The 20,369-nt window shown below is 38.9% G+C and carries 20 protein-coding genes and 1 riboswitch; of the genes, 8 read left to right on the forward strand and 12 right to left on the reverse strand.

Annotated elements, in window-relative coordinates; genetic code table 11:
- Window positions 1-506: 506 nt before the first annotated feature.
- Window positions 507-1,778 (forward strand): glycosyltransferase family 2 protein, encoded by a 1,272-nt coding sequence (locus tag ACFQ19_RS07490; protein ID WP_379591454.1) that lies wholly within the window; start codon window positions 507-509, stop codon window positions 1,776-1,778.
- A 79-nt stretch (window positions 1,779-1,857) separates the two neighbouring features.
- On the opposite strand, the gene ACFQ19_RS07495 is transcribed toward ACFQ19_RS07490, so the two are convergent.
- Window positions 1,858-2,958 carry a glycosyltransferase family 61 protein gene (locus tag ACFQ19_RS07495; RefSeq protein ID WP_379591455.1) on the reverse strand — a complete coding sequence of 367 codons (1,101 nt, stop codon included), beginning with the start codon at window positions 2,956-2,958 and terminating at the stop codon, window positions 1,858-1,860.
- 167 nt (window positions 2,959-3,125) lie between these two features.
- Here ACFQ19_RS07495 and ACFQ19_RS07500 point away from each other — a divergent pair, with 167 nt between their 5' ends.
- The 3 genes from ACFQ19_RS07500 to ACFQ19_RS07510 all read left to right on the forward strand — a co-directional run bounded on the left by ACFQ19_RS07500 (window position 3,126) and on the right by ACFQ19_RS07510 (window position 6,021).
- Window positions 3,126-4,268, forward strand: a complete 1,143-nt coding sequence (locus tag ACFQ19_RS07500) for a polysaccharide biosynthesis C-terminal domain-containing protein (RefSeq protein ID WP_379591456.1) — start codon at window positions 3,126-3,128, stop codon at window positions 4,266-4,268.
- Window positions 4,269-4,275: 7 nt separating this feature from the next.
- Entirely contained in the window at window positions 4,276-5,013 is a 738-nt protein-coding gene (locus ACFQ19_RS07505; RefSeq protein ID WP_379591457.1) for a sulfotransferase domain-containing protein, read from the forward strand.
- A 66-nt stretch (window positions 5,014-5,079) separates the two neighbouring features.
- Window positions 5,080-6,021 carry a glycosyltransferase gene (locus tag ACFQ19_RS07510; protein ID WP_379591458.1) on the forward strand — a complete coding sequence of 314 codons (942 nt, stop codon included), beginning with the start codon at window positions 5,080-5,082 and terminating at the stop codon, window positions 6,019-6,021.
- Window positions 6,022-6,138: 117 nt separating this feature from the next.
- Here the strand turns inward: ACFQ19_RS07510 and ACFQ19_RS07515 are convergent, their stop codons facing one another.
- The 6 genes from ACFQ19_RS07515 to ACFQ19_RS07540 all read right to left on the reverse strand — a co-directional run bounded on the left by ACFQ19_RS07515 (window position 6,139) and on the right by ACFQ19_RS07540 (window position 11,981).
- Window positions 6,139-7,140 (reverse strand): polysaccharide biosynthesis protein, encoded by a 1,002-nt coding sequence (locus ACFQ19_RS07515; protein ID WP_379591459.1) that lies wholly within the window; start codon window positions 7,138-7,140, stop codon window positions 6,139-6,141.
- 335 nt (window positions 7,141-7,475) lie between these two features.
- A complete protein-coding gene (gene cysC / locus ACFQ19_RS07520) occupies window positions 7,476-8,090 on the reverse strand; it encodes an adenylyl-sulfate kinase (RefSeq protein WP_379591460.1) in 615 nt (204 codons plus the stop codon).
- A gap of 12 nt (window positions 8,091-8,102) precedes the next feature.
- Window positions 8,103-9,881 carry an SLC13 family permease gene (locus ACFQ19_RS07525; RefSeq protein ID WP_379591461.1) on the reverse strand — a complete coding sequence of 593 codons (1,779 nt, stop codon included), beginning with the start codon at window positions 9,879-9,881 and terminating at the stop codon, window positions 8,103-8,105.
- Between the two features lie 62 nt (window positions 9,882-9,943).
- Window positions 9,944-11,098 carry a sulfate adenylyltransferase gene (gene sat / locus ACFQ19_RS07530; RefSeq protein WP_379591462.1) on the reverse strand — a complete coding sequence of 385 codons (1,155 nt, stop codon included), beginning with the start codon at window positions 11,096-11,098 and terminating at the stop codon, window positions 9,944-9,946.
- A 255-nt stretch (window positions 11,099-11,353) separates the two neighbouring features.
- Window positions 11,354-11,566, reverse strand: a complete 213-nt coding sequence (locus ACFQ19_RS07535) for a hypothetical protein (RefSeq protein ID WP_379591463.1) — start codon at window positions 11,564-11,566, stop codon at window positions 11,354-11,356.
- Window positions 11,567-11,579: 13 nt separating this feature from the next.
- Window positions 11,580-11,981: a DUF2642 domain-containing protein gene (locus ACFQ19_RS07540; protein ID WP_379591464.1), complete on the reverse strand. Its 402-nt coding sequence runs from the start codon at window positions 11,979-11,981 to the stop codon at window positions 11,580-11,582.
- A gap of 667 nt (window positions 11,982-12,648) precedes the next feature.
- Here ACFQ19_RS07540 and ACFQ19_RS07545 point away from each other — a divergent pair.
- Complete coding sequence (locus tag ACFQ19_RS07545) at window positions 12,649-12,801, forward strand: hypothetical protein (protein WP_379591465.1); 153 nt, start codon at window positions 12,649-12,651, stop codon at window positions 12,799-12,801.
- Between the two features lie 87 nt (window positions 12,802-12,888).
- Here the strand turns inward: ACFQ19_RS07545 and ACFQ19_RS07550 are convergent, their stop codons facing one another.
- Complete coding sequence (locus ACFQ19_RS07550; protein ID WP_379591466.1) at window positions 12,889-13,887, reverse strand: SDR family oxidoreductase; 999 nt, start codon at window positions 13,885-13,887, stop codon at window positions 12,889-12,891.
- A 146-nt stretch (window positions 13,888-14,033) separates the two neighbouring features.
- Here ACFQ19_RS07550 and ACFQ19_RS07555 point away from each other — a divergent pair, with 146 nt between their 5' ends.
- Window positions 14,034-14,198, forward strand: a complete 165-nt coding sequence (locus ACFQ19_RS07555; RefSeq protein ID WP_379591467.1) for a hypothetical protein — start codon at window positions 14,034-14,036, stop codon at window positions 14,196-14,198.
- 88 nt (window positions 14,199-14,286) lie between these two features.
- On the opposite strand, the gene ACFQ19_RS07560 is transcribed toward ACFQ19_RS07555, so the two are convergent.
- The 4 genes from ACFQ19_RS07560 to ACFQ19_RS07575 all read right to left on the reverse strand — a co-directional run bounded on the left by ACFQ19_RS07560 (window position 14,287) and on the right by ACFQ19_RS07575 (window position 18,073).
- Entirely contained in the window at window positions 14,287-15,489 is a 1,203-nt protein-coding gene (locus ACFQ19_RS07560; RefSeq protein WP_379591468.1) for a M20 family metallopeptidase, read from the reverse strand.
- A gap of 69 nt (window positions 15,490-15,558) precedes the next feature.
- Entirely contained in the window at window positions 15,559-16,380 is an 822-nt protein-coding gene (locus ACFQ19_RS07565) for a MetQ/NlpA family ABC transporter substrate-binding protein (RefSeq protein ID WP_379591469.1), read from the reverse strand.
- Between the two features lie 21 nt (window positions 16,381-16,401).
- Window positions 16,402-17,052 (reverse strand): methionine ABC transporter permease, encoded by a 651-nt coding sequence (locus ACFQ19_RS07570; protein ID WP_379591470.1) that lies wholly within the window; start codon window positions 17,050-17,052, stop codon window positions 16,402-16,404.
- Window positions 17,042-18,073, reverse strand: coding sequence for a methionine ABC transporter ATP-binding protein (locus ACFQ19_RS07575; RefSeq protein WP_379591471.1), 1,032 nt, complete (start codon window positions 18,071-18,073; stop codon window positions 17,042-17,044). Before ACFQ19_RS07575 ends, ACFQ19_RS07570 begins: the two co-directional genes overlap by 11 nt.
- A gap of 136 nt (window positions 18,074-18,209) precedes the next feature.
- A riboswitch (SAM riboswitch) is annotated at window positions 18,210-18,312 on the reverse strand.
- Window positions 18,313-18,845: 533 nt separating this feature from the next.
- On the opposite strand from ACFQ19_RS07575, the gene ACFQ19_RS07580 reads away from it, so the two are divergent.
- Together ACFQ19_RS07580 and ACFQ19_RS07585 are read left to right on the forward strand one after the other, a co-directional pair.
- Complete coding sequence (locus ACFQ19_RS07580; protein WP_379591472.1) at window positions 18,846-19,547, forward strand: aspartate/glutamate racemase family protein; 702 nt, start codon at window positions 18,846-18,848, stop codon at window positions 19,545-19,547.
- Between the two features lie 403 nt (window positions 19,548-19,950).
- Window positions 19,951-20,133 (forward strand): hypothetical protein, encoded by a 183-nt coding sequence (locus ACFQ19_RS07585; RefSeq protein ID WP_379591473.1) that lies wholly within the window; start codon window positions 19,951-19,953, stop codon window positions 20,131-20,133.
- Window positions 20,134-20,369 lie beyond the last annotated feature (236 nt).

Below are 20,369 nucleotides of genomic sequence, written 5' to 3' on the forward strand. Positions count from 1 at the left end.
GTAGTACATGGTAAAAATGTTCAGTAATGATTACTTTTTATTCATGAAAGTTATTCTTGATGTTAATTATCTATGCTGTCCTGGTTCGAACTGCTAAATCAACCATTTAAAATACTGGAACAATCGTGTTATCAAACGAAAGAGCCACTATTTCATAGCAACTCAACAGGATGTTATTTCTTCCAAACGCTGTAGAATCCCATTAGAGCGGAGGCCAACCACGTAGACTCCTATGGGAACAGGGCGAGCTGAAGATCCACTTGAAAAGCGGTCTTCTTTTCAAGTTAGCTGAAGCCGTCCCCATGGAAAGCGGAGGGCTTGGCCGGAGCGAACGCCAGAAAGTAAAATATTAATTTCAAGTTATATAGATAGTTTTTTACTATCTATCTGTAAACAATAGAATATTTAAAAATGCATTAACTTGACAGTATTTGAAATCGTAGCCTCAGTCCTTGCCGGCTACATTGCGATAAATAAAAACACCATAAAAGAACGGAGGGTTTTGATTGAAGGATATCACTGCGATGCTTGTTTTTTATTCTGATGCAGCAGCTATTCGTAAAGCTTTACAATCTCTAAAAAGAATTGAAGACAGATTACATGCTGTTATTATTCTCCAGGAACAAGGCAAGCCTTTAACTGGAGCAATAAACGAAATGTCTTCTAAGCAATTGCAATATATTACATGGAATGACCCTGGGAAAACACTGAATGACATCATTCAAAAAATCAACAGCACCTATGTATTATTTCTTCATGATACAGATTACCTTTCCCCGGCCATTCAAGCTCATTCCCTTCACCTTTCTCAGTCAGAATCATATTTAACAACGAACTTCTATCGTCGAAATATTGCTGTTCCCCGTCCATTTCTGGTATCTGCATCTTTTCTGAAAAAGCATCCCTTTCTATTAAACTCCCAGCTGCCATTTAAGGAAGCTCTTTTTCCTGCCTGGCTGTTTGATAAATCCACTTCACAGAAGCTCTGTAAAGATGGTCTGGTGCTGCAGTCAAAAAAGAATAACACTGCCAATATACTGGAAAAGCAAACATTTATGCACAAGTACCAGCTTGAGAAAATCCAAACAGCAAATCCCAGTCTGTCTGTCGTTCTTTCCAATTATAATATGGAGCAATATGCGCAAACAGCGATTGTCTCGTGCCTGCTTCAAAATGCGCTGCCGGAGCAGGTGCTGATTATGGACGACGGCTCAACAGATAACTCTTACTATCAGCTGAAACAGTGGGATGATGGAAAACTGGTGAGGGTATTTGAAAAAGAGAATGAGGGAAAAGCAATCGCTTTGAACCGTTTATTGCCTTACGTTACATCTGACTTCATTTTAGAACTCGATGCTGACGATTGGCTGGATCCGGATGCCATTTCCGTGATAAAAAACCTTTTAGCAGCCCTGTCAGAGGATACAGCTGTATTATATGGGAATCTGCGAAAATGGAAGCAACTGGCAGGTGATGTGCTCTACAAAGGTGCAGCAAAAGGGAAACCTGTCAATGGAAGAGCGGGATTGCTCTCTTATCATTTTCCTTTGGGACCAAGGATTTATCGTACTTCTGCTTTAAAAAGAGCCGGCGGATTTCCAGTAATGGCCTTTAAAGACGGAAAACTTTATGAGGATGTCAGTGTGTTACATCAATTAATCAAACACAACCGATTCCAATATCATGATTTCACGGTATATAATGTACGGGAACATAAAAAAAGCATCACCAAAACCCATCGTGCCGACTGGAATGCATTTTTAAAATCGCTGCAATAACGATACAGCATAATGATTACCAGCTGCTTTAAAAATGCAGGCGCTTCCCGCAGCACCTGCATTTTTGGAATTCTTCTGCCTAATCTATCCCTTCAGCCTTCAGAATCTCTCCTATTTTCTTCACATCCACTACCAGATTTTTAATCACTTCATGTTCTGTAGATACCGGATTTGCGTTTCTGCATTTCAGAAAACGATAATCCAGTTCCAGGTATTGTCCTATTTTTATAAATTCATCTGAAGTCGCTGTGAATAACTGAATGATTTTAGTCCCCGGCTTGCAGAACATCAAATTGGCGAGCCCGGCCCCATTCGGACTGATGATCACATCTGCCGAAGAAAAAATAGCTATTTGTTCCTGCACTGTTAACTTGCTCAGCACAATTTTTTTAAATCCTTTTCTAGCCAACAGCTCCATAAGTTTGCCTTCGTTGGCAACCTTTCTCCACGAAGCATCTTCCCGGCTGATATAAATTCGTTTATCGTGATTTACGGATTTATAGCTCTCCTCCTTCAAAAATGCACTTCTGAGGAATGCAATGGTCCATTTCACACAAGTCCCTGCATTGAATGGCACAGATGGCAAAATCAATTGTTCCGCTTGCACATGCATTCCCGGCATAAGCTGTAAAATGTCATCCTCCGGGATTCCAAGCATTTTGATGGTTTCTCGCTGGAATGGCGAAGTCAGAGGAGGCAGAACATATTTATCTATCTTCCATCCGCTGAGCTGCAGCAGATGATAGCGTCCTAATGTATCATGCAGCCAATGCCAGTAATTAGTATGACCTGCCCAAGCCAGAACACCCAATGTACCTTCAAAAGAGGAGGCAGCAGGAATGGCACGAGAAGATATTTTCTCAAAATAATTCCAATATAAATGAAAAACCATATCATGAAAATATGTGTGATCAGGTGCCAATGTATAAACCATGCCTTCTCCCTGGTCGCACATCCACACACTTCCTTCATCTATTTTTGAAACATAGGCTTTATCAAATGTGTGAATCTCTCCAAATGATGGCGGTTTGACCCAATCCACCCATTCCGGCGTATCTCCTTTTGGCAGCGTATATGTTACCGTCTCGTCTATATAGAATTCTTGATAAACCTCGTGTATATCCTCTTTTGATGTTCTTTTTTCAATCCAATCTTTTGTATGAATAGATAAATCGGTCATATATACATCCCCTTTTTCATTTAACAACCTTGCCTATGCCCTGTTTTTTCACATTTCACCGCATACTCCATAATATGTAGAAAAGTATTCAGAAGTGTTGAGCAACCGTCTAACTATACCAACTTACTGGATCATCGCATGGGTAATAGAAACAGGAGGATAAAAACATGCTAAACGTAACCGTAACCGGTGCAGGCGGATTTATCGGTAAGAATCTGATTGCTAGACTGCATAGGGAAAAAGGAGTCTTCGTCAAACAATTTCATCACGGAGACGACTTATCATTGCTGCACGAGTATTTAAACGATACAGATGTTATCTATCATTTAGCAGGAGTGAACAGACCTCAAAATAGCGAAGAATTTGCAAGAGTTAATAGAGGATTGACGGAATCTATGGTTACCTATTTACAGGAACATCAAAAAACACCGAAAATTATTTTTTCGTCATCCAGTCAAGCTGCAGGTGATACGCCTTATGGTTTGAGTAAAAAAGCTGCGGAAGACGTGCTTAAAACTTATCATATGGAGACCGGCGCAGATGTGTGTCTTTACCGTTTACCAGGCGTCTTCGGCAAGTGGTGCAAGCCGCACTATAATTCAGTGGTTGCTACCTTTTGCCATGAAATTTCCCACGATAAAGACATTGGCATCCATGACGCGGACAAAGAGCTTGAACTCGTATATATTGATGATGTAATAGACCGTTTTATAGATTGTCTGAATCAAAAAAACCCGAAAAAAACACTCTACTATTCTATTCATCCGTCCTTTCATACAACGGTTGGTGAGCTGGCCCATAAACTCTACAAACTAAAGAACATACGGGAATCGCTGATTATACCGGACTTGTCTGATAAATGGACGAAATATCTTTATACGACCTATCTCTCTTATTTAGAAACAGATAACTTATCTTACGCATTACCTGTCCATCGAGACGCGAGAGGAAGTTTAACCGAATTAATCAAATCACACCAGGCTGGGCAAGTTTTTATATCCACATCTCGCAAGGGCGTCATAAGAGGAAACCATTTTCACCATACAAAAGTAGAGAAATTTTGTCTTATCAAAGGCGAGGCAATCATTACATTAAGGAAGATTGATTCTGGTAAATTAATCACCTATCATGTTACAGATCAAAACATGGAAATCGTAGACATCCCTCCAGGGTATACGCATTCCATTGAAAACGTAACCGATGACGAGATAATTGTTTTGTTTTGGGCCAATGAATTATTTGATCCGGAGAACCCGGATACCATCTCCTTACATGTACAGCCGAATAAAACGGATGAAAAGAAAGGATGATAAGCTCGTGTCAACAAATGAAAAATATGAATGCCAGGAAGACGATATTTGTCTTGTAGCTTACCCAAAATCAGGGAATAATTTCTTATTATTTCTTATCGCCACATTATTATATCGGAAGAAAATGGACTGGGCTACCAAAGGTATCACGGTTCAAAATGCGTCAAGTGCTCCCATTGCAAACTTGCCCTCCCCGCATCTTGTATGGAGTCATGAAAGCTACGATGCGTCTTACCCGAAAGTCATTTACCTGGTAAGGGATCCGAGAGATGTGGTCATTTCCTATTATCATCATTTCCAGAAATATCATGGCGACAAACGCGATTTTGAAACTTTTTTTGACGCCTTTATGAATGGGGCTATCGCTCCCGGAAAATGGGACACGCAAATTGAAAGCTGGCTGGCTAATCAGGAAAAAGTGAAACATGGTTTTCTGCTGGTGAAATATGAAGATCTTCTTAAGGCTCCTGTGAAAGAAGCCAAACGAATCATCACCTTCTTAAACGTGGACAGAACCGAACAAGAAATCAACGAAGCAGTGCATTGGGCTTCCTTTGATAATATGAAAGCACTGGAACAGAAACAGCAAGAACACCTCAACAGTTCTTCAAAGTTTGTAAACCCTTCGCTTCCATTTGTAAGAGAAGGCAAGGCAAATAAATGGAAATCTGTTTTAAGCCAAGATCAGCAGCAGCAAATCCATCAATCCTTTAGTAAAACATTATCTAGACTGGGGTACAAATAAAGCCCTCTATCCAAACGCCTTCCTAAGCAGAAGGCGTTTTTATCTTCAGAAAGGTGTGATCATTTCATGCTGAAATTATTACTGATTGCGGCCGACACCTCTCGTTTTACAAATAATAATTACCATGATTTCGAACAGGAATTAGCAAAACGGACGCATTTAATGGTCTATCGAAAATCCGGTCCGATCCAAAAAATATTACGTAAGATTCCTGAAAAACCGGATTTCATTTTCATTATCAATGACGTAGGGAAATCATTTGCTCCTGTTGTTACTGGATTATCTGATATCAATATTCCTGCAGGTCTAATGGTAAACGACGCACACCGTTTTGTAGAACAAAGAAGAAGGTATATCACTCGCAGCAATATCCGGACGTTTTTTGTTATCTGCCGCCATAATTTTTACTATCATTACCCCGAGCAAGTACAACATCATGTGTTTTTTCTCCCTCAATTTGCTAATACTGCCATCTTTAAAGATTATGGAAACGAAAAAACCATCGATTTGATGATGTTGGGAGAAGTTTCTTTTCCGGAAATTTATCCGTTACGAGAAAAGATATTACAGCATTATCAAAATGACCCTCATTTTTTCAATCGTCCGCATCCAGGATGGCAAGATTTCACAAGTAAACAGGCAGAGACAGCATTAATTGGAGAAAACTATGCCAGGGCCATCCAGCAGGCGAAATTGTTTTTTGCATGCGGCTCTGTACGCCAGGTGGTGACTTTTAAGTATTTTGAAGTGCCGGCATGCCGCACGTTACTGCTAGCTCCAGCCTTACCGGAACTGAAGCAAATTGGCTTGATACCAGGAGTGCATTTTGTGGATATAAACGCAGAAAACTTTCCCGAAAAAGCGGAATACTATCTTAAAAATACAAAAGAGCGTGAAAAAATTACTGAAGCGGGTTACCAGTTTGTGCATCACCATCATTCAACCGCTCACCGGGCAAAACAGTTCATTCAGCAAGTAAAGCTTGTACAAAAGCTTCATCAAACATAGTGAGCCCTCCGAAAATGAAGGCTCACTATTTTCTGGGGGCTGTCCCAGACCTATTCCCAAAATCAGTGTTTTTTTTGATATTTAATTCCTTGTTATGCCTGTTCTCATGATGTTGTGTTAAATCGTTTTTGAGTGAATAACATCCGCTTTCCTAAGAAGCTGTTCAATTTCACTGGATGACATTAATTCATCATCCGATTGATAGCGTGTAAAAGCAGCCTTTGGTAAATGCTCATATCTTTTCTTTACTGCTTCCGAAGCATTGTCAGGTAAAATAACATAATAATTTTCATCATACTTATAAGCGTTACGGGATTCAGCAGTGGATACTAATACCTCATGAATTTTCTCTCCCGGCCGGATACCTACCTCTTTGACACGGATTGCTTTTTCGGCAAAATGGTTTTCCATGACATCAATTAAATCGACAATCCGGCACGCTTTCATCTTCATAACAAATATCTCTCCGCCTACCGCTTTTTTAGAAGCGTATATGAGTAAATCAATAGCTTGAGAAACAGTTAAGAAAAAGCGTGTCATTTCTTTGGATGTAAGCGGAACAGTATGATGTTTGACGATTTGTTCTTTAAAAAATGGGATGGCGCTTCCATTTGTCCCGATAACATTACCGCCGCGGATACATACAAAACGTGTATGATTACTTATTTGATCGGCCTGAATAATCAGCTTTTCACCAATTGCTTTTGTATGTCCATATAAATTAATTGGTTCCACTGCCTTATCTGTCGAAACATCAATGACTTTTTTCACCTTTTGATTTAAACTCGCTTTGATAATATTCTCTGTTCCATTCACATTGGTTTTTATTGCTTCTAAGGGCTGCTCTTCACATATGGTTACATGTTTCAGCGCGGAAAGATGGAATAGATAGTCCACATTTTTTGCGGCTTCATTAACCGCTTCAAAGTCTCTTACATCTCCAATTATAAATTTCAAATCAGGATGATTCGAGAATTCTCTTTTCATTTTCACCTGGGCAAATTCGTTACGTGAAAAAATTCTTATTTCCTTGGGATGAAACGGGAGCAGCTTTTTAACGAGTTCATGTCCCCAGGAACCTGTTCCTCCGGTAATCAATATGGTTGTATTTTGAAACACATTTAAACACTCCTCCAGGAATAATGCCTATTATTTATATCAGCAGACTGATAGATAATCTGATGAATACGGGATGACATACTTTTTCAAACAGTGCCGAGATGCTTTCGTTTGCTCCCTGTTTAGCAGCTGATATCATTGCATGCAAATAGGTTATACCTCAATTTATGAAAAAACTAGTAGACTGTACATGATAGACGTGTACATAAAGGGAAAAGAGGCAATTGATACGGGGTCAAATTATGCGGTGAGCCTTAAATCAGATGCTATTCATGTTGGGATACCCCGTATAAATCATATTGAATATTAGAAAATGAGCTAGATTAACAAGACTATCAAATAGTTTCATTGATAAGGTATTGTTTCGTTTTCAAATAAGAAATAATTTTCTGTACGGATTCCTCTATCCTCTCTTCATCTGTATTCACTGTAATTTCCGGATTCACCGGCGCTTCATAGGGGGCATCAATTCCTGTAAATCCTTTTACTTTACCAGCACGCGCTTTTTGATAAAGCCCTTTTGGATCACGTGCAGCACATGTTTCGATACTGGCATCTACAAACACCTCGATAAATTCACCGTGCTCCACCATGTTACGTACTTCTTCACGATCTGTACGATACGGGGAAATAAATGCTGTCAATACGACCAGCCCAGCTTCCACCATCAGCTTGGATACTTCCCCGATTCGCCGGATATTTTCTTTACGGTCGTCTGGATCAAACCCAAGGTCTTTATTCAATCCATGGCGGATATTATCTCCGTCCAAACGGTAAGTCCGGACACCTGAACGATGCAATTCTTTTTCCAGTTCCACCGAAATAGTTGATTTGCCGGATCCGGACAGACCAGTAAACCATACTGTGACACTTTTATGATGATTCAAATTTCTGCGCTGTTCTTTTGTCACTTTCGAATCATGCCACGAAATATTTTTAGAATCTGCCATATACTTTCCCTCCTAAAACCATAGATGATAAATAATGAAAACAGACGTCAACATTACTATCAGGCTCAATGGAAGCCCTGCTCTTACATAATCCATGAACGTATACCCTCCAGGACCATATACGATTAAATTGGTTTGATAACCGATTGGCGTTACGAAACTTGCTGAAGCAGCTACGGCAATAACAACAGCAATACCCGTCGGATCAACTTGGAGCGATTGTGCCATTTCTATACCGATTGGAAGCATCATAACAGCCGCTGTACTATTCGTAACCAGTTCCGTAAACAAATTCGTCAATAGATAGATCATAAACAACATAACCAACAGTCCAAACGGTTTACCGATATCCAGTAAGACGTCCGCGGTCCATTCCGCCAGCCCTGTTTTCCTCATTGCTGCACCAATCCCGAATGAACTCGCAATCAATAATAAAACATGAAAGTGAATATATTTCTTCGCTTCCTGCGGTGTTATTATTTTTGCAACCAAAAACACGAGCACTGTCAGAGCCATTGCTTTAAACATATCAAGCCATCCCAGAGTTACTGTACCAATCATCACCAGCAGCATGATGATGGAAAACCAGCCTTTTTTCGTACTCTGTTTCAAGGCTTCCGGCGTATCTAACGCGGATACAACAAAAAAATCATTCGACCGCCGGTATTGTGCGACAAAATCCGGTCCTGCTAATAGCAATAACGTATCTCCCGGCTTCAAAACGATATCCCCGACCTTACTTTTGATTCGTTCATTATTCCGATGTACTGCTATCACTCCTGCATCATATCGTGAACGAAAAGTCGATTGTTTGATGGTCTTGGATAAAAGGAACGACTGGTCTGACACGACTGCTTCTACTAAACTGGTCGTTCCGTCTTTCAGATCATCCAGGTCAATATTCGTTCCTGTTTCTAGCTCCAGCCCTTTCATCTTCTGCAAATCAGCAATGGTTGACATCAAACCGGTAAAAATCAGGCGATCTCCAATTTGAATCACCGTCGTTGACCTGACTGGTGAAATCCGTTCATTTCCACGGATAATCTCAATCAAGTAAAGTCCTTTCAAATCACGCAAACCGGCCTGTTTCACACGTTTGCCAAGCTTGCCGAAAGCTTGCGTCACTTTCATTTCCGCAATATATTCTTTAGGTTCTTCTTTCCATCTCTGACTAAAACTTTGGTTATCCGGCAGTAATTTATATCCAATCGTACATAAATAAAGTAGCCCAATGAACGTGACAGGTATACCAACTGCAGCCAAAGTAAATAAAGAAAACCCCTTCATTCCAAGATCCAGAAGCAAACCATGAATGACTAAGTTCGTGGATGTTCCCATTAACGTTATCATCCCGCCTAAGATGGTAGCGTAGGATAATGGTATTAAAAACTTCGATGGTGCGATTCCGCGGTCTTCACACCATTTTTTAATAATCGGGGTAAGGGTCACCACAATCGGGGTATTATTTAAAAAAGCCGAAAGCACCGACGTCGGCACAAAAAATCGTATCATCGCACCTGCAGAAGTACGACTGTTTCGGAGCCATTTTTCCATCATTTGATGGATTAAACCGCTTTTCTGTATAACGCCCGCAACAATGAACAATAATGCAATTGTCAACATTCCTGCATTGGAAAAACCCTTAAGCGCCTCTTCCACTGTCAAAATGCCAGATAACAGCAATATAACCAACACAGAAAAAATAACCATATCTGGTCTGGCCACTTCAAAAACCAGAGCAGTAAACATGGCCAGAAGTAAAATCAGAACAAACATCATTTCCAATGTCATAGGGAATCAAATCCTCTTTTAAAACATATTCAAAAGAAAAAAGCTGCTGTTTTTTGAACACTTTATTCTTTATCCTGCATTCCTTTGATTAGGACATCAGCAACTTCCGGGCGTGAGAATTCTTTTGGCGGTCGCTTACCATTACGCAGCATTTCACGCACTTTTGTACCGCTTAAATGCACATGATTTTCTTTGCCATGGGGACATGTTTTTCCGGTTGCCATATTTTCACAAATTTCACAGTAAAACGCATGTTCAAACTTAAGAATCTGTATACCTAATTCTTCTCCATATTGACCAATCAACACTTGGGCATCATATGTGCCATAATAATCTCCGACACCAGCATGATCCCGCCCGACGATGAAGTGCGTACAGCCATAATTTTTGCGTACAATGGCATGCAGAATAGCTTCTCTCGGTCCTGCATAACGCATGGCCGCCGGATAAATGACAAGACGTACCCGATCTTCTACATAGTAGTTTTTCAAAATCACTTCATAGCTTTCCATCCGGACATCAGGCGGGATATCATCTGACTTAGTGTCGCCGACAAGCGGGTTCAACAGCAGCCCATCCACCGTCTCAAGAGCCGTTTTTTGAATATATTCATGCGCACGGTGAACGGGATTTCGTGTCTGAAAACCGACGATGGTTTGCCAGCCTAAGTCCGCAAACATTTGCCGCGTTTCTGCCGGATCCATATAATATGCTGTAAACGGACTGTGGTTCGGACGTTGAAATAGTGTAATTGGCCCGCCAAGATAAATATTTCCCTGCTCATACACTTTCTTTACCCCTGGATGCGCCGCGTCAGTTGTTCCATAAATATGGAAGGCTTCTTTCTTTTTATCGTAAGTGTATTTTTCCTCCAGGGTGATTGTCCCATAGAGGATGCCATCTTTTCCTTTAAGGGCAATTTGTTCACCGATATGAAAGTCTTGCGCCTGCTCTTCTGTAACTGGTAATGTAATGGGAATACTCCAGATGGTGTCATTTGCAAGACGTGTATGTTCAACAACATTTTCATAATCAGCCTGCCCCATAAATCCTGTCAGCGGACTGAATCCCCCTGTTCCAATCAATTCCATATCAGAAAGCACCCAGGAATTCACCATTAATGCGGATAGCTTTTCAGCATTCCTGACCGCTTCCTCTTTTTCCGTCTCTTTTAATTCACGACAAATTAAACTCCCGCCATGGGCTTGATTAACCATAAAAATCACCTCCGAATTCCAATTGTATGAAAGTAATATATTGAACAGCAGTTCAAAATGGAACAGCATATAACTTCATTCCATGTCGCAAATAGTGTGGAAATATATTTCACAGCTATCATGAAATAAGGATGAGGAATAGAATACCCCGGCTATTACGCCAGGGTATCTTTTTAATCCCTCTATTCTCCCCAAATGGGGAGCCTATCAACGAAACTTTCTTCAACAGTTCAGTTTATAGTGAAATAATCCTTTCTACGCCGCTACAGGGAAACGGGCAAAGTTGATCGCATCTACTGAAATATATATTTTGACATTATCTCCATAACCGCTTGTAACATCAATAACTAAAGCTAATTCATCGGTAACGGTTGAAAGAATACCTTCGATTAAATTATTATCCGTAGCTACTTCAACTCTTGTTCCAATTCGATTACCTAATTCAGCAGCAAACGTTGCTTCAAACATGTAAACGCCTCCTTTACGAATTACTGACAAATTCAATTTTTTCAATTCGAACCAATGCTTGTGCACCAGAAGCTTCAATAATCACAACATAGTCATCCTGGACGGCAATTAGTGTTCCGGATATTGTGTCAAAAGGAGTCGTGACCTGCACTTGTTCGTTTACTAAACTCAGTAAGACTTCTCTGATATTTGTTGGAGTGCTAGGCGGACTCGGTTTTCTTCCTCCCCAATTACCAAAACCTAAATTTAAATTGTGGTCCGCATCTAGACTAAATCCGGGTAGATTTAGAGAAAAATTATTACTTAGTGTACTGTCATTATTGGTATCATTGGCGCTATTAGTAGTAACTACATTTTGTGATAGCTGGTTTAACAAACTTAATAATCTTCTTTGACGATCTGTTAAATTAGCCAACCTTATTCATTCCTTTCCATCGTGTTTTGGGATTTTCTTTTTATTTATAAAACCCCTCAAAAGAGAAATCACCTGCCTGTTGCTGACAGCTAATATTCCTTGTCATTGATTCCTATTAAAGTTCGTTCCCCTGGATGGCATCACCATCAGGGTACTGCTTTGCAAGGAATCTGCTATTTACGTGCCTGCGCACGAAAGTTCGACGTATTCCGAGGATTTATTGACGCCCTTTTCTCCTGATGCGTACTTTGCTTGGCAGATTTTACTTCCTCTTGTACGGCAGTTATACCATCGTGTTTGTCCTAGTTTTAGAATCACCATTGCTCTACTTTAGGGCAAAACCCTTACAGTCCCTTCTTCTTAGAAAAAAAGACTATATCAGAATAGCGTCTATTTCCTGTTATACCTAACACTCCTTTCCTGTAGATATAAAGTAATTTATGCTTTTTTTAATTATGTAGATTGTACACATTCATTAAAATCGCATTTTCTGCATACAAAGGGCTGGACGAAAACCATAAAATAATAAAAAATAGTGACTTCGCATATTTTTAGCAGATAGCCACTATTTTTCATGATTTTTTAATAAGTATTTTGCTAAGCATAAGATTTGTGAACAAGGAAAATATTAAGGTGGGATATCGATTACTGAAACGAGGTGACAGCAATGAAAGTCAAAAAGCTAACGTTATGTATGATTGCTTTTATCATTTCTGCAGGAATGTTATTTGGATGCAGTGCTACACAAGATGAACAGGATCAGGACAAACCATTTGAAAATCCTCAACGAGACGATTGGGGCGGAAAAGGGAACCAATAATAGATATTCATGAAGCCTCATTTCAGATATGGCGGCTTCATGAATCAATAAATCACCCCATTTATGAGCTTTTTATTTAAAAAGATGTTAAGAATTGGTTGATTCTCCCCCATCTACATGGAGTACTTGACCAGTAACATGTCTGGAATCATCCGATGCCAGATAAACAAAAGTCGGCGCTACCTCAAAAGGTTGAGCCATGCGGTCAAATAAATTCCCTCCAGTCAGAGCATTTTCATCTGCAGAAAAACTGGCTGGAATAAGCGGTGTCCAAATTCGCCCGGGAGCAATCGCATTCACCCGAATTTGCCGTTTAGCAATATTTTTCGCCAAAGAACGTGTCCATCCGACGACGGCTCCTTTGGTAGCTGCATAATCCATTAATAAAGGCTCTCCCGCATAAGTAACCACAGACGACGTTCCAATAATGGAGCTTCCCGCTTTTAAATAAGGCAGTGCTGTTCTCGTCGTGTAAAAATGCGAATAAATATTCAATTTGAAGGTCTGATCAAATTGTTCATCCGTAATGTCAGTCACGTCATTTTGCTGAAATTGAATCCCGACATGATTACATAGAACATCCAATGTATGAAAGTGAGAGATTGTTTCTCTAACAATATGTTCACACTGTCGTTTTTCACGAAGATCTCCTGGCAATAATAAGCATTCCTGCCCAAGTTCCTCTATCCTTCTTTTTGTCCGATCGGCATCTTCATGCTCATTTAAATAAGCAATCGCAACGTCAGCACCTTCTTTCGCAAAAGCAATTGCCGCCGCAGCTCCCATTCCGCTGTCCCCGCCCGTTATCAGTGCAACCTTGCCCTCTAATTTTCCGCTTCCTTTATAGTTTGGATTCTCAATAATCGGTTTAGGCACCATTAATTTTTCAACACCCGGCTGAATCAACTGCCGTTGTTCCGGCTGAGTAAGAGGCACCTCTTCATACTGGGTAATTTTACCGTATATCGGGTAATACGGATATGGATCTTCTATTTTATTTTCTTCAAACCATTGCTGGTATGCCCGGATTTGTTTCAGTGCTTCTTCTGATAAGGATAGATTCCGGTCATTATTTTGATTTGTCATAACGATCTCCCCTTTCTTTTCATAGGCTATGATTAGGCGAATGCATATGTGAAGCAATATAGCATTGTATAGACCACCTTCGTTTCACATGCATGTGTAAAATACGCCCGGAAATAACATAAAGATTTTCAAAAGGAGGCAGTAAATTGGCATTTGAATTTTACCCTGAGGTCAAACGTTTATTAGAAAATAAAGTAGAAGAACTGGAAATGCATTATTTGAACTACAGCTGGAGTACACCGTCGATTAAAATCAGGCCGCCATATTATACCGACCCTGTATATGAACCTTTTTATCCGCATATTCATTAAAGGAAATGCTCTAGAAACGAATGTTTATGAGCAAAAATTTAGCAAGACAAAGGGCAGTCTTCCACTAAAATGGAAACTGCCCTTCTTATTAAATATTTTCTTCTATTTCTTTTCTCTGTTTAAATTCTTCTTTGATTGCTGATAATGTCTCCGGTTCTGTTATCAGTCGCAAAGCTGTTAAACTTAGTGCTTTTGCTCCTTTAATAAGAGCTTCATCCCCTTTTTCAGAAGCAGCCGACTCTCTAAATGGTATTGTATGAGGCACAATGTCGTCTGCACCAATTTTAATATAAGGGTGGATTGTTGGGACTACTTGACTAATATTTCCTGCGTCCGTTGAGCCCATTCCATCTCTGGCACTTACCGTTTCCCCCAGCTCTTCAATCGTTTCTCTAAATACCTCATTAAATGGATCATTTAATAAGAGGTTATCTACTTCATTTTGAAAAGCAATAACATTTAATTTAGCACCTGTTGTTAATGCAGCCCCTTCAGCAATGGCTTTAACACGTTTCGTTACCTCATTTAAACGAGTTCTGGTTGCTGCACGGATATAGAACCTTGCCTTGGCATAATCAGGAACGATATTCGCTGCGTCACCACCATCCGTAATAATTCCGTGAATGCGCACGTCATCAGTTACATGCTGTCTTAATGCATTAATTCCATTAAATAATTGGATAATAGCGTCCAGGGCATTAATCCCTTCATGAGGTGTAGCAGCGGCGTGCGCAGATTTCCCAATGTATTCAAAATCAAGCGGATCAACAGCTAAAGAAGGACTGGTTAGACCAGTTTTTCCCATTGGATGAATCATCATGGCCGCGTCCATTCCTTCTACTAATCCATGTTTCACGAAGCTGCCTTTTGCACTGCCGTTTGGTCCGCCTTCTTCCGCAGGGGTTCCAAAAACAACTGCTTCACCCCCAGTTTCGTCAATTACTTTACTTAAAGCAACTGCCGCAGCAACACTCATTGTTCCAATAATATTATGACCACAGCCATGTCCAAGCCCTGGCAAAGCATCATATTCTGCTAAAAAGACAATGGAAGGGCCTGCTTTATCTGATTTATATCGCGCAACAAAACTCGTTTCATGACCGGCTACCGCTTTCTCTACAGTAAAGCCTTCCTCTTCAAGAACTTTTGTTAATAAACCAGACGCGTAAAATTCCTCATTCCCGATTTCAGGATTGTTATGAATATCATGACTTGTCTGAATATACCGGTCCTTATTTCTTTCTATATTTTCTGAAATGATACTTTTTGCGTTTGTTGTTAAACTTGTCATTACAATTCCTCCCTTTTATTTATCTAAAAGAGGAAAACATCATGTTCTCCTCTTTTGTTGTAAAGTTTATTACCATCCTATTTCTTCTAATGGAGCAAAAGTTGGAATAAGCGTTCCATCATATTCTTCTTCAATAAATTCAGCCGTATCTTCTTCTTGGAAAAGTTCGGCTAATCTGTTCAATGTTTCATTATCTTGATCTTCTTCATTCACTGCGATGATGTTCAGATAATCATAAGCTGTTTCATCTTCATGAAAAATGGAGTCATTGATTGGGTTAAGACCCGAATCTCTTGCAAATCCGTTATTAATAATCCCTGCATCTACATCACCTAATGCTCTTGGTATCTGAGCAGGAGCTGTTTCAACAAATTCAATATTTTTCGTATTTTCAACAACGCTTTCTTCTATCCCTCCAAGTCCGTCATAATCATCTACTAATTCGATAAATCCGGCATCCTGAAGTAACATAAGCGCTCTTCCCTGGTTCGATACATCATTTGGAATCGCAATTTCAGCACCGTCTGGAACATCTTGTAAATCTGTATATTCGTCCGAGTAAAGAGCCATTGGCGCAAGTACTGTTGTTGCAATCGGTACTAAGTCTAAATCATGTTCTTCAATAAACTCGTCAAAGTAGGCAACCGTCTGGAATGCATTGGCATCTAATTCCCCATCAGCTAGAGCAGTATTCGGTTGAACGTAATCGTTAAAAGAAATAATTTCTACATCAATTCCTTCCTCTGCTGCTTTTTCTGAAACATAGTCCCACTGACGACTATCTGTACCGCTGATACCAAGTTTAACTGTTTCCTCCTCAGCATCACTAGAGCATGCTGTAGTAAAAATAATTAATGCTAAAAAAAGAATAGATAGTACTGATTTCTTCATTATGTTTTTCCTCCTATATTGTCATCTTCTTCTAATTTTTTTAGATAGTGTATTACCAAGTGATTGTAATCCCTGAACCATCACAATCAGGATAACAACCGTAATAGTCATTGTTACGGTATCAAACCGTTGGTACCCATATGTAATAGCCAAATCACCAACTCCTCCGCCGCCGACTGTTCCGGCCATTGCGGATGCCCCAATCAGTCCAATCGTTGCAATTGTAAAATTAACAACTAAGGAACCAAGTGCTTCTGGAAGCAAGAAACGAAAAATAATTTGAAAGGGTGTAGCACCCATCGCGTTTGCAGCTTCAAATACGCCCTCATCAATTTCCAGCAAAGAACTTTCTACGAGCCTGGCAATATATGGTCCTGCATAGAAAACCAATGGAACAATAGCTGCTGCGGTACCGATGGATGTTCCAACAATCAATCGAGTCAGTGGAATAATTGCCACTAGCAGAATAATGAATGGGATGGAACGGAAAATATTGATAACCGCATTCGTTATTGTAAAAATAGCTGTATTTTCAAGTATTTGCCCTTTACGGGTGGCAAAAAGCAAAATACCTAACGGCAAACCAAGAATGATGGAAAAAATAAATGATATTCCAACCATTTGAATTGTTTCAATTAAGGCTTCAATAATTTGATCCGAATTAACTAGCATGTGATTTCACTTCCTTAAAACTAATTTGTTTCGATTTCATATAATCTAAGGCTCGTTTTACCTCTGAATCAAGTCCTTGGAATTCAACAATCAGGTTTCCAAAAGGCGTTCCTTGAAGTTCCGTAATATTACCAAATAACATGTTAACGTTAATATCAAATTTTTTAGCAATATGTGATAAAAGCGGCTCTCCTGTTGCTTCACCCAGGAAATTGATCCGAAACACATTATTTGAACCATCACTATTTTCAATCATCTCTAGAATAGAAGAAGGGATTTGATCATGCATAACGGAGCTGACAAAATTCTGTGCAGTCTTTGTTTTGGGCGCAGAAAAAAGGTTAAATACAGTATTTTCTTCAATAACTTGACCATTTTCCATAACAGCAACTTTATCGCAAATTTCACGAATCACTGACATTTCATGTGTGATCATTAAAATTGTAATATCGTATTCTACGTTTATTTTTTTCAAGAGTTGTAAAATGGAACTAGTTGTTTGTGGATCAAGCGCAGATGTTGCCTCATCACAAAGTAAAATGGATGGATTCATAGCCAAAGCTCTCGCAATACCTATCCGTTGCTTCTGTCCGCCAGACAATTGATCTGGGTATACTTCTGCTTTATCTTCTAACCCAACAAATTCAAGTAATTCATGCACTCTTTTTTTAATCTGTTCTTTTGGTATTTTCTCAAGAATGAGCGGCATGGCTACATTTGTATATACCGTTTTTGAATTTAATAGATTGAAATGCTGAAAAACCATTCCAATATTTTTCTTTACTTTTCGGATTTCTTTTTCAGATAATACCGTTAAATCATGATTGTCCACGACAACCTTACCTGAAGTTGGACGTTCTAGATAATTGACACAACGGATGAGTGTACTTTTACCAGCACCGCTGAATCCAACCACACCATATATTTCACCTTTGCCAACTTTCAGATTAATATCATTCAACGCATGAATCTGCTTACCTCCACTATTAAATACTTTTTCTAAATTCTGAAACTCAATCATGGTGCTTTTTGTCCCCTTTCGTTCTTGGCACTTTGCTAAAACAAATTTATACAATAGAGGTATAAATTGATATTAAAAAATCCTTCTTTATGGAAAAAGAAGGATCGTATCAATAAAACATATATGTACTAATCACTTCTTATCTTCCAAGCTTATTAAGCCTGCTGGAATTAGCACAGTTCTTTTGACCGCTGCCGAGATATCATTGGGCCAGTCCCCTCCATCTCTCTGGATAAGAATATTTAATATGAACAGTTTTTACTATACTGTTTTCAATCGAATTTTGTTATTTTTTATCAAAATTCGTCGAATGTTTTTTAATCTAATATATACAATACATTTAGACTATTATATTGTCAATACATTTTTCAGAAACAATTTGTGAGTAAAACTATTCTAAATTGCAAGACCATTTGAATGAGCTAATTATGCGAGTGGACTGTGCAAAAGAGTGATAAAAAATGGTTTAATCCTTTTTCATCTTGGCGTGTTATTTTCACTTTTTATTTTGAGCAATAATAAAGGTATCAATCTGCTCTTGTAAGGCCATTTTCACAATTTGAAAATAGTTTTGATAAAAGTTTCAATTTGTAAAAATCCCTATATTGATTAAACGTATTCATTTCTACCCTTTATTTTAACTTGTAAATCCGGCAATCAATTCTTATAATGTAAATAGGAATTATAATATTTAAAAATAGATACATCATTTACACTTTGTTATATTCTTGCCAAAAGAAACAGCTTAAAATTTTATGGAAGGAGGAATAAAATGAAACAAATTGGCATTATTGGAGGTTTAGGTCCAGAGTCAACGGTCGAATATTATCAGTCCATTATTAGACGGTTTCAAGAAAAGAAAGGATCACTTAAGGTACTGCCCGAATTGTTTATTAACAGTATTAATATGTACAATATTTTCAGGTACATTAGTGAATGGCGGTTAGATGATTTGATTATGTATGTCGGAAATGCTGCACGCAAACTGGAACAACTGGAAGTAGACGGTATCATTATTGCAGCGAACACGCCGCACCTTGTTTTTGATGAAGTACAAAAACAAGTTTCCGTTCCGATGATAAGTATAGTCGACGCAACAGTGGAAGAGGCTGAAAAACAAGGTGTACAGCATATTGGCCTCCTCGGCACAAAGTTTACGATGGAACAAGATTTTTTCAAAACACCCTTTGAAGAAAGCAGAAAACACATTTCTGTTCCAGAAGAGGATACACAGCAATACCTGCACGAAAAAATTGTAAATGAATTAGAAAATGGAATTGTAAAACCCGAAACAAAAAAAGATTTTAAACAAATTGTCGATGAAATGATTGAACAGAAGCAGATTGACAGCCTGATCCTCGGTTGTACAGAACTGCCAATGATTTTTTCTGAAGAAGATTTTGACATTCCACTTTTAGATACAATGGACATCCACGTAAACAAAGTAGTGGATTTCATGTTTGAAAATCAATAATCAATTTGGAGCAAGAAATGAGGAATCCGGATGAAAGAATATATAGGGACATGTGTAAAATGCGGTAAGATGATTTATTGTAAAGAGGGTTTCTTAGATGGTGTACACGATCAAGGGAACCTGTATTGTTTTACATGTTCAGAGGAAGCAGAACATAATCAAAATTAAATTGTCCAACGCAGCCAATATGCCAAATTGCAGGACTGCCTTGAATCCTCCCAATATTAGAGCCTGAGTCGGCACTTTTTCAAATAACAAAATATGGCTTCTCAAAATAACGAGTGATTTTTGAAAAACGGGATAAAATATAATTCGAGGGCAATATTTGTACTGGATGCTTTCGTTTAAGACAAAGCTCCAGGAATAAATGTTATTCTCATAATGAATACTGGGAGGGTTTTCAATGGATACCAACAAACGTCATTTTGACCGCAATGAACGAAAAAATCGCAATAATGAGGATCGCCAAAACCAAGAAATCAGTAACGTGGAATTTGCAAATGAGAATGAGTTTATGGACGAAAATACTTTCGAGGAAAATAATAAACGTAACAACGAACGACGCAATAACCGTAATCGCAAATAGTTAAGCCCTATTCTTAAGATACCTGAATCATCGAAGACTAAAACTCCTCGGTGCAGGTATCTTCTTTAGTTTTTCGTTATCCAATATGTTCACATAAGTTTGTTACCAACTCAACTTTCGCACCTAAGAATAAGCATATATATCTTGCTATCTCAGGATGAACATGATCTCCATTGTCATGCTTGCTTTTAGTTAAATATCCGGCCATTTTGGAATTGGTGATTGTGCATAGCGCC

Source organism: Oceanobacillus locisalsi, from assembly GCF_042675985.1.
Lineage (GTDB): Bacteria > Bacillota > Bacilli > Bacillales > Amphibacillaceae > Oceanobacillus > Oceanobacillus locisalsi.

Bases quoted from the DNA above. Each gene is read 5' to 3' on its own strand.
- ACFQ19_RS07495 (WP_379591455.1), bottom strand. From the start codon at position 2,958: ATGACCGATTTATCTATTCATACAAAAGATTGGATTGAAAAAAGAACA.
- ACFQ19_RS07500 (WP_379591456.1), top strand. From the start codon at position 3,126: ATGCTAAACGTAACCGTAACCGGTGCAGGCGGATTTATCGGTAAGAAT.
- ACFQ19_RS07510 (WP_379591458.1), top strand. From the start codon at position 5,080: ATGCTGAAATTATTACTGATTGCGGCCGACACCTCTCGTTTTACAAAT.
- cysC (WP_379591460.1), bottom strand. From the start codon at position 8,090: ATGGCAGATTCTAAAAATATTTCGTGGCATGATTCGAAAGTGACAAAA.
- ACFQ19_RS07525 (WP_379591461.1), bottom strand. From the start codon at position 9,881: ATGACATTGGAAATGATGTTTGTTCTGATTTTACTTCTGGCCATGTTT.
- sat (WP_379591462.1), bottom strand. From the start codon at position 11,098: ATGGTTAATCAAGCCCATGGCGGGAGTTTAATTTGTCGTGAATTAAAA.
- ACFQ19_RS07535 (WP_379591463.1), bottom strand. From the start codon at position 11,566: ATGTTTGAAGCAACGTTTGCTGCTGAATTAGGTAATCGAATTGGAACA.
- ACFQ19_RS07545 (WP_379591465.1), top strand. From the start codon at position 12,649: ATGAAAGTCAAAAAGCTAACGTTATGTATGATTGCTTTTATCATTTCT.
- ACFQ19_RS07550 (WP_379591466.1), bottom strand. From the start codon at position 13,887: ATGACAAATCAAAATAATGACCGGAATCTATCCTTATCAGAAGAAGCA.
- ACFQ19_RS07560 (WP_379591468.1), bottom strand. From the start codon at position 15,489: ATGACAAGTTTAACAACAAACGCAAAAAGTATCATTTCAGAAAATATA.
- ACFQ19_RS07565 (WP_379591469.1), bottom strand. From the start codon at position 16,380: ATGAAGAAATCAGTACTATCTATTCTTTTTTTAGCATTAATTATTTTT.
- ACFQ19_RS07570 (WP_379591470.1), bottom strand. From the start codon at position 17,052: ATGCTAGTTAATTCGGATCAAATTATTGAAGCCTTAATTGAAACAATT.
- ACFQ19_RS07575 (WP_379591471.1), bottom strand. From the start codon at position 18,073: ATGATTGAGTTTCAGAATTTAGAAAAAGTATTTAATAGTGGAGGTAAG.
- ACFQ19_RS07580 (WP_379591472.1), top strand. From the start codon at position 18,846: ATGAAACAAATTGGCATTATTGGAGGTTTAGGTCCAGAGTCAACGGTC.
- ACFQ19_RS07585 (WP_379591473.1), top strand. From the start codon at position 19,951: ATGGATACCAACAAACGTCATTTTGACCGCAATGAACGAAAAAATCGC.